Here is a 12,869-nt window from a genome sequence, read left to right as displayed (position 1 = left end):
CCCCGCAACGAAGAAGGGCGCGCCTCCCGGGGAGGTGCGCCCTTCTTCGTCAGATCCGTTCAGTGCGGTCAGGTCAGGACTGCGCTTCCTCGCGGGTGGAGTAGGGGGAGCTGTCGCCGTCCTCCTCGGTGTCGTCCTCGTAGACGTTCACCGGCGGGGTGATGGTGCCGCCCCGGCGGACCACCTGTGCCAGCGCCTCCTCCAGCTCCCGGTGGGTGCAGAGACCCAGCAGGACGGGGCTGCGCGGCTTGATGTTCGCGGCGTTCCAGTGGGTGCGGTCGCGCACCGAGGCGATGGTCGGCTTGGTGGTGCCGATCATCCGGCAGAGCTGGGCGTCCGACAGCTCCGGATGGTGCTTCAGCAGCCAGGCGATGGCGTCCGGCTTGTCGCCGCGCTTGGTGATCGGGGTGTAGCGCGGCCCCTTGGAGCGGGCGGCCACCTGCGGCAGGTCGGGAACGAGAAGCTTCAGGCGGAGCGCCGGGTTGGCCTCGCAGCGCGCGATCTCTTCCTTGGTGAGCTGGCCGTTGGCGACGGGGTCCAGCCCGACCATGCCCACCGCCACCTCGCCGTCGGCGATGGCCTGGACTTCCAGCGAATGGAGGCCGCAGAACGCGGCGATCTGCTCGAAGCTCAAGGATGTGTTCTCGACCAGCCACACGGCCGTCGCTTTCGGCATCAAGGGCAGTGCCATCGTCCCTCCTGACAACTCATTCGGCCCGTCGCGCCCGCCGGTGGGCGGGGCGCCCGGCCATGAAAAACTCTTATGGTCTTCAACCTGATATAGGGCGAGAACCGGTCGATGTAAGCATGGTTAAGCAGGCGGCCGGGAAGCCGGCCGCCCACCTTCTGCTAAACGTGTTGCACGGCTTTAGCAAGTCCGGGAAGTGGTTTTCACGCGGGACGCGGGGAAAAAGGGAAAGCCGGCCCGTTCCACACCCCTATTCCTTCATCAGCCGGTCGCGGGGGATGGTGATGGAGAAGCGGGTGCCGTTCCCTTCGCTGTCCCAGGCCAGCCGGCTGCCGAACTGGGAAGCGAGGCTGCCGACGATCCGCATGCCGAGTCCGCCGGTGCGGGTCGGGTCGAAGCCGTCGGGCAGCCCCTCGCCATTGTCCTGCACCGTCAGGCGGAAATCCTCGCCCGGCCCCTCCTCGAAGCGGACGGCGATCTCCGGGCGCTTGCCGCCGGAGCGGGCGTGCTTGAAGGCGTTCGTCACCAGCTCGTTCACGATCAGGCCGAGCCGGACGATCTGGTCGGTCGGCAGCTCGATGGTCGGAGCCTCCACCGTCAGCGCCTCCTGCACGTCGTGGCGCAGCGATTCGGAGAGGTCGGCGCAGAGCCCGCGCAGGTACTGGCCCAGCTCGACGCTGCGCAGCTCGCCCGTCTGATAGAGGCGCTGGTGAACCTGGGCCACGGTGGCGAGGCGCCGGCTGGCCTCCATGAACTGGTCGCGCACGTCGCCCTTGGGCACCTGGCTCGCCTGGAGCTGGAGCAGCGCGCCGATGAGCTGGAGGCTGTTCTTGACGCGGTGGTCCACGTCGCGCAGCAGGGTTTCCTTCTGGGCGAGCAGGGCGTTGCGGTCGGACAGGGCGACCTTCAGGGCGGCCTGGGCGGCGGCCTGCTCGGCGCGCAGCCCCTCGATGCGGTCGATCTTCTCGTTCAGCTCGCGCACGCGCTGGTCATGGCGCAGGATGACCTTGGTGATGGCGTGGCGCAGGTTGTCGGCGATTTCCAGCTCCCAGTCGCGCCAGGGCAGGGCATAGCCGCGGCGGTCCTCGATCCAGCGCTCGAAGGAGCGGCGGGGCAGGGCGGGAGCGGCGGCGTCCGGCCCGCCCGTCTCCACGACAGGCTTGCGCGGGTCGCCGGCCCAGCTGATGGACTGGGTCACCTCCGGCCGGAACCAGAGGATCATGCCCGCCTCCTGCCCGAGTCGCACCGCCAGCACGCCGGCGGCGCGCTCCGCCTGGCCGGCGAGGTCCGGCAGGAGGGCCGCGGCGTGGTCGGTCGCGAACAGGGTGCGCTGGCCCATCTCCGCACGGATGCGGGCGGCCAGCGCCGCGACCAGCCCCGCCGGGGGCACCGCGCCGACGCCATGGACGGTCCCGTCCAGCACCAGCGCAGCACCGCAGGCGCCGAACTGGTCGGCCAGCGTCATCTCCCCTTCGGCCAGGGCGGGCACCAGCCCCTCGGGGCCGGCGGCCTGCTCCAGGAGGCAGGCGTAGTTGTGGAGCTGGCGCTGGCGCTCCTCCCGCGCCTCGCCGTGCACCACCGTGTCCAGGCGCAGGGCGAAGGCGTTCACCAGTGTGGCGACGGCCAGCCCGATGTCGGGGTGGATGGCATGCGGGCGGCGGTGATGGGCGACCAGCAGGCCCCAGAGCTTCCCGTCGCTGAGGATGGAGACGGACATGGAGCCGTCCACCCCGATGTTGCGCTGGTATTCCATGTGGACCGGCGACAGGGCGCGCAGCCGGGCGCCCGACAGGTCGATGGGCGCCGCCGGCCGGCCCGGCACCGGGAGCAGCGGGACACCCGCCGCGTCGCGGTCGCGCACGAAGCGGATCAGGTTGCGTTCGTAGAGCGCGCGGGCCTGGCGCGGGATGTCCGAGGCGGGGAAATGCAGGTGCAGGAAGGGCTGCGGCCAGTCCTCCGCCAGGTCCTCGGCGATGGCGGCGCCGTTCCAGTCCGCGTCGAAGCGGTAGACCAGCACCCGTTCGAATCCGGTCAGGGCGCGCACCGCGCCGACCAGCCGGTCGGCCATGTCCGTCAGGGTCGCCGACTCGCGCAGACCCATGGCGGCGCGCGCGGCGAACTGGTGTGCGCAGGCCGCGCCGCGCGGGGGCGGGGGCGGCACGGTCTCCACCTCCACGAGGATGAGGCCGCCGCTGCGGTGGACCCAGCATTCCTCGGCCGCGGCACCGGGGGATGGCGGCAGGTGGAAGCGGGTCGGGTCGGTTTCCGGCAGGATGCCCCGGCGCCAGTCGGCGAGCACCGCTTCCACCAGGGCGGGGGTCAGCACCGCGCGGGCGGGGCGGCCGAGCAGCGCGTCCGGCGCCGCGCCGAGGAATTCGGCCGTGTTGGCGCTGCACGCGACGATGAGGCCGCCATCGGTCCCGGATTCCGGATCGACCGCGAGCAGCGCGCCGTGGGCCTGGACCGCGCCGGGCAGGTGGATGGGCTCCCGCGCGCAGGCGTCGTCGTCGAGCGGGTTACGGTCCATCCGCTGGCGGACCAGGGCGCGCGCGGATTCGCTGTCGATGCTGTTTTCGTCCATCCTCACCGGCCGGGAAGAGTCGTCGGCTTACCCGATGACAACCTCTCCCGGCCGTTCCTGTTCCCGTTCCGCCCGAGGTTGAGGCCTGCGGCCCGTGCTGGTGGTCAGGGGCCGACGGTCAGCACGATCTTGCCGACATGGGCGCTGGACTCCATCAGACGGTGCGCGTCCGCCGCCTGTTCCAGCGGGAAGGTCTGGTGGATGACCGGCTTGATCCGACCGCTTTCCAGCAGGGGCCAGACCTCGGCCCGCAGGGCCTTGGCGATGCGGCCCTTCTCCCCGACCGGGCGCGCGCGCAGGGTGGAGCCGGTCAGCGTCAGGCGCTTGGTCATGACCGGGAACATGTTGAGGGACACCTTCGGCCCGTTCAGGAAGGCGATGGAGACGTGCCGCCCATCCGGCGCCATGATCTCGATGTCGCGGGCGATGTAGTCGCCGCCGACCATGTCCAGCACCACGTCGACGCCGCGGCCCTGGGTGGCCTCCTTGATGACGGCGACGAAGTCCTCCGTCTTGTAGTCGATGGCGCGGTCGGCGCCGAGCTTCTCGCAGGCGCGGCACTTGTCGGCGCTGCCGGCGGTGGTGAAGACCGTGGCGCCGAAGGCCTTGGCGAGCTGGATGGCCGTGGTGCCGATGCCGCTCGACCCGCCATGGACCAGCAAGGTCTCGCCGCGCTTCAGGCCGCCGCGCTCGAACACGTTGGTCCAGACGGTGAAGAAGGTCTCCGGCACGGCGGCGGCCTCGATCATGCTGAAGCCCTTGGGCACGGGAAGCAGCTGTTCGGCGGGCACGACGCAGTACTGCGCGTAGCCGCCGCCGGCGATCAGCGCGCAGACCTGGTCGTCGGAGCCCCATTCCGTGACGTTCTCGCCGATGGCGACGACGCGGCCGGCGATCTCCAGGCCCGGCAGGTCGGAGGCGCCCTTGGGGGGGTCGTACAGCCCCTTGCGCTGGAGCACGTCCGGGCGGTTGACGCCGGCGGCCGCGACCTCGACCAGCACCTCGCCCGGTCCCGGGACGGGGGCGGTGCGCTGGACGGCGCGCAGCACCTCCGGCCCGCCGGGCTCGGCGATCTCGACGCAGTTCATGCTGTCGGGCAGGGCGATGGCCATCCGTATCCTCCTTCGGAGTTCTTTTTCTGGAACAGGCGGCGACGGTAGAGTGCCGCCCGCGGGCTGGCAAGACGGTCATGCGGGGAAGCGGGGAAGGGCGCTGCCATGGATTTCGAGGAACTGGAACCACGCGGGACGCGGACCTCGCCGAAGGATCTGTCGAGCCTCGGCGTGGCCGAACTCCGGGATTACATCGCCGGGCTGGAGGCGGAGATCGGGCGCGCCCGCGCCGCCATCGCCGCGAAGGAGGCGCAGAAGAACGCGGCGGAGGCGTTCTTCAGGAAGCCCTGATCCCGGACTGCCAGCGGGATTCCCTCAGGCGGGGTCGTCGAGCTTCTTGCCGGCGAGGTCGCGCGCCCCGCGTTCCTTGGCCTGGTCGTCACGGGCCTTCTCGGCCTTGGTGCGGCCGAAGCGGACGCGGTTTTCCTCCGCCAGCCGCTGGCGCTCGGCGCGGTCGCGGGTCTTTCGAAAGCGGTTCAGGTTGACGATGTCGCCCATCAGGGTCCCTCCGGCGCGCCGGGCGGTCCCTCCCGCCCGCGAGGATCCGGCCAGCGAAAACATGGCCGTGAATTCGCCCGATTTGATTGTCTTGTATTCTCCGGGTTAGTTTAGCGGAAGGCTGCGGGGCCGGAAAGGGGCGGGCGGCCCGGTCCCGATGGAACGCCGCGAACGCGCGTACGGAACGACGGAAGAAAAGGTCCGGAACAGGACCTCGACATAGGGAAGGCGGTACCACGGGTGAGGAAGATTCTGATCGCGGGCCTGGGCGCGCTGGTCGCCCTTGCCGGAGCAGTCCTGGTGGTCCCCAGCTTCATCGACTGGAACGCCTACAAGGACGAGATCGCCCGGCGCATCAGCGCCGCGACGGGCCGCGCCGTCGAGCTGAAGGGGAGTGTCGGCCTTGCGCTGCTGCCGGCTCCGGCCCTGACGGTCCGCGACGCCCGGCTTGCCAACCCGCCGGGCACCTCGTCGCCGGACATGGCGTGGCTGAAGCAGCTCGACGTGCGGGTGTCGCCGGGCGCGCTGCTGCGGGGCGTGCTCCAGGTCGAGAGCGTGACGCTGGTCGAGCCGACCTTCGTGGTGGAGGTCCTGCCGGACGGTCGCGTCAACTGGGACCTGTCGGCCGGCGGGGCCGAGGGCGGGCCGGAGCGGCCGCCCTCGGGCGGGCTCTTCTCCGACGTCAGCTTCGACCGGGTGACGATCGAGAATGGCACCATCCTCTACCGTGACGCGCGATCCGGCCGGTCGGAGCAGATCGACCGTCTGGACGCGCGGGTGGTCGCCGGCAGCCTCGGTGGGCCGTTCCAGGCGCAGGGCAGCTTCGTGCTGCACGGCATCCCGCTCCAGGGCGAGCTGACGACCGGCCGCTTCACCGAAGGGGCCGCCGTGCCGGTGCGCGCGGCGCTCCACATGGCCGACGGGGATGACGCCGACACCGATCCGGACGCTTCCTTGCGATTCGCGGGCATCGTCACCTCCGGGCCGAACGGCGGCACGCGCGCTCAGGGTGATTTGCGCGCGGAAGCACCCGACTTCTCCCGCCTCGCGCAGCCGCTGCGGCTGGGCTCCGGAGGGGCGCTCGGCGCGCTGGTGGGGCCGGTTCCGGCCTCGGCCTTCGGCCGGCCCTTCAGCTTGCGCGCGGCCATCGAGGCGTCGAGGCAGGAAGCGACCTTCTCCAACCTGGAGGTCCAGTTCGGCGACACGCGCGCGTCCGGCAAGGCGTCGGTGAAGCCGGGCACTCCGGCGCGGGCGGAGGTGGCGCTGGCGATCAACCGGCTGGATCTGGATGCGCTGCTGGACCGCGGGGCGCCGCCGCCGAAACCCCAGCCGGCGCCCGCCTCGCGCGGCGGTGCCACGGCGCGTCCGCCCGAGGCCGGCGTTTTCAGCCTGCCAGGCGGGTTGGACGCGCGGATCAACCTGTCGGTGGACGGCATCACCTACAACGGCGGGCTGGTGCGCCAGGGCCGCATCGAGGCGGGGCTCGGCGAGGGTGTCCTGTCCATCGACCGGGCGAGCGCCCTTTTGCCCGGCGGGGCCGACATCGTCGGGGCGGGCAGCCTCACCGCCGTGAACGGCCAGCCGAATTTGGACCTGCGGGTGGAGGCCAACGCCGACGACCTGCGCGGCGTGCTGCAATGGCTGAAGCTGGGGGCCGGTTCCGTTCCCGCCGACCGGCTGCGGCGGGCAGCGCTGGCCGGCTCGGTGCAGGGGCGGCCCGGCCGCGTCGACTTGACCGACCTGGATCTCCAGGTGGACAGCAGCCGCGTCACCGGCGCCCTCACCTGGCTGAACCGGGAGAGGCCGGCCATCGGCGCGCGGCTGCGGCTCGACCGCCTCAACCTCGACGCCTATCTGGCGCAGCCCGGCGCCGCCGTGGCGGTGCCACCTCCCGCCCCTGGCCCCGGCCCCGGCCCCGGAAAAGCGGCGGAGGCCGCAGCCTCGCCCGTTTCCACGGCCAGTCTGCTGAGCCGTTTCGACGCCAACCTGGACCTTACCGCCGAACAGCTCACCGTCCAGGGGCTGCCGGCGCAGGACCTGCACGTCGAGGCGTCGGTGGTGGGCGGAGCCGTAACGTTGCGTGAGGCGACCGTCGCGGATCTCGCCGGGATCAAGGCCCGCGCCAGCGGCACGGCCGCCGCCGTCGAGCCCTTGCGCGACATGACCCTGACGCTGGAGGCCAAGGCCGCGAGCCTGGCCGGCCTGTCGCGCGCGCTGCCCTGGCCGGCGGCGGCACCGGCGCCGGACCGGCTCGGGCCGGTGGCGGCACGCGCCCGGCTGGGCGGCGACGCCGGGCGTATGACGGTGGAGCTGGCGCTGGACGGCGCCGGCGGGACGCTGGAAGCGGGCGGCGTCCTGACCGAACTGGAGGAGGATGCCGCCGCCGACCTCAAGCTGCGCGCCCGGCACCCGGACGCGGCGCGGCTGGCAGCGCTGCTCGGCGGCGGAGCGGAAGCCGAAGCCGCCGGGCCGCTGGACGTCTATGGGGAGCTGTCCGGCACGCGCCGGTCGCTGCTTCTGAACAACATCCAGGGGCTGGTGGCCGGGACCAGCCTGCGCGGGCAGGCAGGCGCGTCCTTCGATGGCGAGCGGCCCGCCGTCGAGGCGGAGCTTCAGGCGGACAGCATCGCGCTGGACCGGCTGCTGGCGGCACCGGCGGCGGCCTCCGGGCCCGCAAGCGGAGCCGGAGCGCCGGCCGCGGCGGGTTCGGGCGCCGGCGGGCCGCTCGACCTGTCCTGGCTGCGCGGTTTCGACGGGCGCTTCGGCCTGACCGCCGGCGCCCTGACACTGGGCGAGAACCGCGTGGAGGACGCCACGCTGCGCGCCGCCCTGGCGGACGGAGCCCTGACGCTGGAGCGGTTCGACGGCGGGCTGCTCGGCGGGCGGATCGGGCTGACCGGCCGGCTGGCGGCGCCGACCGCCGACGGGGCACAGCTTCCGGCCGCCGCAGCGTCAATAACCCTGTCGGGCGCGCAGTTCGGGAGCGCCGGCGCGCTTCCCGAGACGCTCTGGTGGGCGGCACCGGTTTCGTCCGGGCAGTTCGACCTTGAGATGGCGCTGGAGACGCGCGGCGCCTCGACGGGTGCCATGCTCCAGGCCCTGTCGGGCGAGGGGCGGGTGGCCGGCCGCGACGGCGTGCTGCGCGGCTTCGACCTCGCCGCCCTGCGGGACCGGCTGGCCGGGAGGCTGGAGCGGTCGCAGGACGCGCTGGAGGCGGCGCTGCGGGGATTCCAGGGTGGGGAGACCGCCTTCACGCGGCTCGACGGGAGCTTCACGCTGGAGCGCGGCGTGATGCGGAGCGAGGAGATGCGGGTCGTCACCGAGGCCGGTGACGCCACGGCCTCGGGCCAGGTGGACCTGCCGACGCGCACGGTGGACATCCGCCTGCGGGTGGAGGCCAAGGCCGAGACGGAGCTGCCGCCGCTGACCCTGAGGTTGACCGGGCCCCTGGACACGCCGACGCGGGCCTTCGAGCTGCGCGAGGTTCAGGAGTTCCTGGCCCGGCGGGCGGCGGCCGCCAAGCCCTGAGCGGACGCCGGGCGAAGCGGGTCCTGGACGGATCGGGCGGGGCGAAACGCTTGCCGTCCAAGGACGTTGAAGTCGGGTAGGGCGACGCCCATAATGACGCAACAGACGACGGATGTTGGACGATGCAAGTGGACAACAGAATTTTGGACGATTTGGCCCGCGTCGCGGGTGGCGCGTTCGGTGCCCTGTCGTCGCTCCGCGAGGAAGCCGAGGCGCAGATGCGCCAGCAGCTCGAGCGGGTGCTGTCGCGCATGGACGTGGTCAGCCGCGAGGAGTACGAGGCGGTGAGCAGCATGGCCGCCAAGGCCCGCGAGGAACAGGAAACCCTGGCCGAGCGCGTCACGGCGCTGGAGGCCACCATCGCCACGCTGCTCGCCGAGCGCACCCTCCTGCACGAGGAGGCGGCGCCGCGCCGCCGCCCGCCGGGCCAGGGGAAGACCGGCGGTGACAGCGCCCCGTCGGTGAACCCGCCGGGCGCCACGGCCTGATGCGTTCCGCCGCGGCGCCGCCTTCGGGGCGGGTCCGCCGCGGCCCGGCCGCGTGACCGGGAGCCGGCCTCATGCGGCCATCCACACACAGGCGACGCCGCCGGACCCTCCGCGCGGCGTCGTTTCTTTGCCGGGGGGTTATCCTTTCCGGCCTTCCCATATCCCAAGAGTTTCAGGACAGACCTGTTGATTTCCGTTGCGCAGCCGCAGGCCTTTTGGCAGCCTGATACCGTTAGTAGCCCCTGGGTCGAAAGACACAATATCTCGGGGCAATGCCCCGGTGGCCTGGTGGGTGGTGCCGTCCACCACGCGTTCACAGGAGGACGCTAATATGTCGGCAGTCGCCGTCGACACCCCCGTTTCCGCCCACAATCCCCTGGACGTCGTCGAAGAGATCGTCACGGCCAACGAGTGGCCGTTCGAGCGCTCCAGCGAGGATGAGCTGATCGTCGAGATTGGCGGACGCTGGTGTGATTACCGCCTGTATTTCGTGTGGCAGGCCGACGTCAGCGCCATGCAGTTTTCCTGTCAGTTCGACATGAAGGTGCAGGCGAGCCGCCGCACCGCCGTCAGCGAACTGCTGGCCGAGGTGAACGGGCGCATGTGGCTCGGCCATTTCGACGTCTGCTCGGAAGAGAACACGCCGATGTTCCGCCAGACCATGCTGCTGCGCGGCTCGCGCGGCGCTGCGGTGGAGCAGCTGGAGGATCTCGTGGAGATCGCCTTGTCGGAGTGCGAGCGCTTCTACCCGGCCTTCCAGTTCGTGATCTGGGGTGGCAAGACCGCCGGCGAGGCGGTGTCCGCCGCCATTCTCGACACGATGGGCGAGGCTTGATCCCCATGGGCTGCACGCTTCTCCTGGTCGGTTGCGGCAAGATGGGCGGGGCCATGCTCGACGGCTGGCTCGCCTCGGGCATTGCGTCCCGCGTCGTGGTGGTGGAGCCATCGGGCGTTCCGGAGGCCTTCGCGGGCAACCCGGCCGTCTCGGGTGCCGCCGGCGTGGACGCGCTGCCGGACGGCTTCCAGCCGGACGTCGTCGTGCTGGCGGTCAAGCCGCAGGTGATGGACGGCATGATCGCCGCCTACCGCGCGCTGGTGCGACCGGGAACCGTCTTCCTGTCGGTCGCCGCGGGAAAGACCATCGCGTCCTTCGAGGCGTCGCTCGGCGCCGAGGCCGCGATCGTGCGGGCGATGCCGAACACACCGGCGGCGATCGGGCGCGGCATGACCGTGGCGGTCCCGAACGCGGCCGTTTCGGACGCGCAGGTGGCACTCTGCGAGACGCTGCTGGGCGCGGTGGGCGATGTCGCCTGGGTGCGTGACGAGTCCCTGATGGACGCCGTCACGGCCGTGTCGGGCAGCGGCCCGGCTTACGTCTTCCTGTTGGCCGAATGCCTCGCCAAGGCCGGCGAGGCGAGCGGGCTGCCAGCCGACCTCGCGCTGCGGCTGGCGCGCGCCACCGTGTCGGGAGCCGGCGAGCTTCTGCACCGCTCCTCCCAGGGTGCGGACGAGCTGCGCAAGGCCGTGACCAGCCCCGGCGGCACGACCCAGGCGGCGTTGAACGTGCTGATGGACGGGGAGGGGCTCCAGCCGCTTCTCGACAAGGCCGTGGCCGCCGCGGCGAAGCGGTCGCGGGAACTGGCCGGCTGAACGCCGGCCCCCGGAACTGGTCCCCGGAACTGGCCGGTCGGAGGATGAAGCCCGGCCTCCGGCTCCCCACATATTCGGTGCATGAATTGGGAGCGGTGCCGGGGCATGGACGACAAGACTGACTTCGAGGCCGACGGCCTCGGAACCCATGAAAACGAAGGCGGTGAGGGCGGCGGCGATCTGGATCGCCGCGTCGCCGCCGCGGCGATGAGGCTTGCCGCCGAACAGGGCTGGAGCCGCACGGGGATGATCGCGGTGGCACAGGCAGCGGGCGTGCCGCTGCCGGCTTTCCGCCGCCGCTATCCCGGGCGTGCCGATCTGCTCGCCGCCGTGTCGCGGATCGCCGACGAGACCGTGCTGGCCGATAACAGCCCTCCCGACCCGGAGGAAGCACCGCGCGACCGGCTTTTCGACGTGATGATGCGCCGGTTCGACGCGCTGCAGCCCTACCGCGACGGCCTGCGGGCCGTGATGCGCGACCTGCCGCGCGAGCCGCTGACCGCGCTTGCCTTTTCCCGGAGCTTCGGCCGGTCGATGGCCTGGATGCTGCGCGCCGCCGGCGTCGACGCCGACCGTCCTGGCGGCCATCTGCTGTCGGCTGGCCTAGGTGCCGTGCAGGCGCGCGTCATGCGCGTCTTCCTGGAGGATGACACGATGGATCTCGCGCGCACGATGGCGGCACTCGACGCCGAGTTGCGGCGTGCGGAGCGCTGGGCCGGATTGCTGCGGAGGCGGCCTGCGGCGGCCGAGCGTCCGCTCTGATGAGGCTCGTGAAGGTGTACGGACGGGCGAGGGCGGGAACGTCTGAACGGATTCAGGGTTGAATGTTCCCGATGCGTTTGCCTTGTTGCGTTGCACAAACGCATTGACTATAATTTCAGCAATCAGCATAGTCGCCTTTCAGGCATGCTGCATCGCAACATACACTCCACGCGGGGACGAAAAGATGGCCAATCCCACCGGTAACCCCTTCCTGGACAACATGGATTTCACCAAGCTGCTGGGCGACTTCAAGGCTCCGGGCGTGGATGTGGAATCGATCGTCGCCAGCCAGCGCCGCAACATCGAAGCCCTGACGGCCGCCAACCAGCTCGCCATGGAAGGCCTGCAGGCGGTGATGCGCCGTCAGGCCGAAATCGTCCGCGCCTCGCTGGAGGAAGCCGGCGGCTACGTCAACCAGATCGCCACGGCCGGCACCCCGGAAGAGAAGGCCGCCAAGCAGGCCGAGCTGATCAAGCTGGCGTTCGAGAAGTCGCTCGCCAATGCCCGTGAACTGGCCGAACTCGTCGCCAAGTCCAACAGCGAGGCCGCCGACGTCCTGTCGCGCCGCGTGTCGGAGAGCCTGGACGAGGTCCGTACCGCCATCGGCAAGGCGCAGGCCGCCCGCAAGTAATCCGCCACGCCACTTTTCCGGCGAGGTGAAGGGCCGTCCCCGTCTGGACGGCCCTTTTGCATGTCGGGGCGCCATGGCGCTATATCGGGGCATGGCCTGGAAAGGCCTTCGCGCCATCCCCATACCCGCATCCGGGCGGGATGGCCCGCCAGCAGACCCCGTATCCTTCGGTCCGATCTTCATGCCATTGAACCTCATCAAGCTCGCCGTCGGCGTCACCGACCTTGATCACCTTGCCGACATCCAGTCGCGCCGCGCTCTAACCGTCGAGAACCGGACCGTCATCCCCGTCTACACCCGCCGTGTCCCGAAGCGAGCGGAGGAGATCCTGGCCGGCGGTTCGATCTATTGGGTCGTGCGCGGCAGCGTCCTGGTCCGGCAGCCGGTGCTGAGCATCGATTGCGGTGTGGACGAGGAAGGGGAGAGCTACTGCACGCTCGGCGTCTCGGCCGAGCGGGTGCGGACGGTGCCGACACCGAAGCGCCCTTTTCAGGGCTGGCGCTATCTCGAGGCCGAGGCGGCACCGCGCGATCTTGGGGACGGGGCAGGGGAGGGGGATGAGATGCCGCCGGAGATGGCCGCGGAATTGCGGGCGCTGGGGCTGCTTTAGCTCGGCCGTTCGGCCGTGACCGGAATGGGTCGAAGAAACTTCGCGACTCCATCGAAAAAAGCTCTTGCGCCGAAGGGGCCAGGGCACATATAAACCCCTCCACCGACGCAGGCGCCGCTGACGAAGCGAAGCCGGTCGGAAAAGTCAAGTGAAATTGTGGCGCCGAGCGCTGCGGGATCTTTTAAAAGTGAAGACCGTGTTGTGAGAAGGGATGCGCAGGCGGCGGCTTGGTTTGGCCGTTGACGCGGGTCCGGTTCCCGAGTGGGGATTGGGCCAAGCGGTTGCCGTGACGCATCTCGGCTAGGTTTTTAGAGACGATAC

Annotated in this window: 12 protein-coding genes; 8 read left to right on the top strand and 4 right to left on the bottom strand. The window is 71.0% G+C overall.

All coding sequences use genetic code 11. The features are described 5' to 3' along the window. Nucleotides 1–73: 73 nt before the first annotated feature. The 3 genes from JUB11_RS22935 to JUB11_RS22925 form a co-directional block, all read right to left on the bottom strand. Nucleotides 74–691 carry a DUF1013 domain-containing protein gene (locus JUB11_RS22935; protein WP_207461109.1) on the bottom strand — a complete coding sequence of 206 codons (618 nt, stop codon included), beginning with the start codon at nt 689–691 and terminating at the stop codon, nt 74–76. A gap of 247 nt (nt 692–938) precedes the next feature. Continuing rightward, nucleotides 939–3,269: a histidine kinase dimerization/phosphoacceptor domain -containing protein gene (locus JUB11_RS22930; protein WP_207461108.1), complete on the bottom strand. Its 2,331-nt coding sequence runs from the start codon at nt 3,267–3,269 to the stop codon at nt 939–941. Nucleotides 3,270–3,373: 104 nt separating this feature from the next. Next, on the bottom strand, nt 3,374–4,381 hold the full coding sequence (locus tag JUB11_RS22925) for an NAD(P)H-quinone oxidoreductase (protein WP_207461107.1): 1,008 nt from the start codon (nt 4,379–4,381) through the stop codon (nt 3,374–3,376). Nucleotides 4,382–4,486: 105 nt separating this feature from the next. On the opposite strand from JUB11_RS22925, the gene JUB11_RS22920 reads away from it, so the two are divergent. Further along, nucleotides 4,487–4,672 carry a DUF1192 domain-containing protein gene (locus tag JUB11_RS22920; RefSeq protein WP_207461106.1) on the top strand — a complete coding sequence of 62 codons (186 nt, stop codon included), beginning with the start codon at nt 4,487–4,489 and terminating at the stop codon, nt 4,670–4,672. A gap of 24 nt (nt 4,673–4,696) precedes the next feature. On the opposite strand, the gene JUB11_RS22915 is transcribed toward JUB11_RS22920, so the two are convergent. After that, nucleotides 4,697–4,879, bottom strand: a complete 183-nt coding sequence (locus JUB11_RS22915) for a DUF4169 family protein (protein WP_207461105.1) — start codon at nt 4,877–4,879, stop codon at nt 4,697–4,699. A 240-nt stretch (nt 4,880–5,119) separates the two neighbouring features. Here JUB11_RS22915 and JUB11_RS33415 point away from each other — a divergent pair, with 240 nt between their 5' ends. From JUB11_RS33415 to JUB11_RS22880, 7 genes are all read left to right on the top strand, one after another. Beyond that, nucleotides 5,120–8,407 (top strand): AsmA family protein, encoded by a 3,288-nt coding sequence (locus JUB11_RS33415; RefSeq protein ID WP_207461104.1) that lies wholly within the window; start codon nt 5,120–5,122, stop codon nt 8,405–8,407. A gap of 122 nt (nt 8,408–8,529) precedes the next feature. Continuing rightward, nucleotides 8,530–8,895: an accessory factor UbiK family protein gene (locus tag JUB11_RS22905; protein ID WP_207461103.1), complete on the top strand. Its 366-nt coding sequence runs from the start codon at nt 8,530–8,532 to the stop codon at nt 8,893–8,895. 331 nt (nt 8,896–9,226) lie between these two features. Next, nucleotides 9,227–9,730, top strand: coding sequence for a YbjN domain-containing protein (locus JUB11_RS22900; RefSeq protein WP_207461102.1), 504 nt, complete (start codon nt 9,227–9,229; stop codon nt 9,728–9,730). 5 nt (nt 9,731–9,735) lie between these two features. Beyond that, nucleotides 9,736–10,545 carry a pyrroline-5-carboxylate reductase gene (gene proC, locus JUB11_RS22895; RefSeq protein WP_207461101.1) on the top strand — a complete coding sequence of 270 codons (810 nt, stop codon included), beginning with the start codon at nt 9,736–9,738 and terminating at the stop codon, nt 10,543–10,545. A 105-nt stretch (nt 10,546–10,650) separates the two neighbouring features. Beyond that, nucleotides 10,651–11,307 (top strand): TetR family transcriptional regulator, encoded by a 657-nt coding sequence (locus JUB11_RS22890; RefSeq protein WP_207461100.1) that lies wholly within the window; start codon nt 10,651–10,653, stop codon nt 11,305–11,307. A gap of 184 nt (nt 11,308–11,491) precedes the next feature. After that, nucleotides 11,492–11,938 carry a phasin family protein gene (locus tag JUB11_RS22885; protein WP_207461099.1) on the top strand — a complete coding sequence of 149 codons (447 nt, stop codon included), beginning with the start codon at nt 11,492–11,494 and terminating at the stop codon, nt 11,936–11,938. Between the two features lie 181 nt (nt 11,939–12,119). Beyond that, nucleotides 12,120–12,548, top strand: coding sequence for a DUF1489 domain-containing protein (locus JUB11_RS22880; protein ID WP_207461098.1), 429 nt, complete (start codon nt 12,120–12,122; stop codon nt 12,546–12,548). Nucleotides 12,549–12,869 lie beyond the last annotated feature (321 nt).

Source organism: Azospirillum sp. SYSU D00513 (assembly GCF_017356015.1).
In the GTDB taxonomy this organism is placed as follows: Bacteria; Pseudomonadota; Alphaproteobacteria; order Azospirillales; family Azospirillaceae; genus Azospirillum.
This window is presented reverse-complemented; position numbering and strand designations above follow the sequence as displayed.

What these genes read in the sequence shown, in the direction of transcription:
- JUB11_RS22935 (WP_207461109.1), bottom strand. Translation starts at nt 691, where the DNA reads ATGGCACTGCCCTTGATGCCGAAAGCGACGGCCGTGTGGCTGGTCGAG.
- JUB11_RS22930 (WP_207461108.1), bottom strand. Translation starts at nt 3,269, where the DNA reads ATGGACGAAAACAGCATCGACAGCGAATCCGCGCGCGCCCTGGTCCGC.
- JUB11_RS22925 (WP_207461107.1), bottom strand. Translation starts at nt 4,381, where the DNA reads ATGGCCATCGCCCTGCCCGACAGCATGAACTGCGTCGAGATCGCCGAG.
- JUB11_RS22920 (WP_207461106.1), top strand. Translation starts at nt 4,487, where the DNA reads ATGGATTTCGAGGAACTGGAACCACGCGGGACGCGGACCTCGCCGAAG.
- JUB11_RS22915 (WP_207461105.1), bottom strand. Translation starts at nt 4,879, where the DNA reads ATGGGCGACATCGTCAACCTGAACCGCTTTCGAAAGACCCGCGACCGC.
- JUB11_RS22905 (WP_207461103.1), top strand. Translation starts at nt 8,530, where the DNA reads ATGCAAGTGGACAACAGAATTTTGGACGATTTGGCCCGCGTCGCGGGT.
- JUB11_RS22900 (WP_207461102.1), top strand. Translation starts at nt 9,227, where the DNA reads ATGTCGGCAGTCGCCGTCGACACCCCCGTTTCCGCCCACAATCCCCTG.
- proC (WP_207461101.1), top strand. Translation starts at nt 9,736, where the DNA reads ATGGGCTGCACGCTTCTCCTGGTCGGTTGCGGCAAGATGGGCGGGGCC.
- JUB11_RS22890 (WP_207461100.1), top strand. Translation starts at nt 10,651, where the DNA reads ATGGACGACAAGACTGACTTCGAGGCCGACGGCCTCGGAACCCATGAA.
- JUB11_RS22885 (WP_207461099.1), top strand. Translation starts at nt 11,492, where the DNA reads ATGGCCAATCCCACCGGTAACCCCTTCCTGGACAACATGGATTTCACC.
- JUB11_RS22880 (WP_207461098.1), top strand. Translation starts at nt 12,120, where the DNA reads ATGCCATTGAACCTCATCAAGCTCGCCGTCGGCGTCACCGACCTTGAT.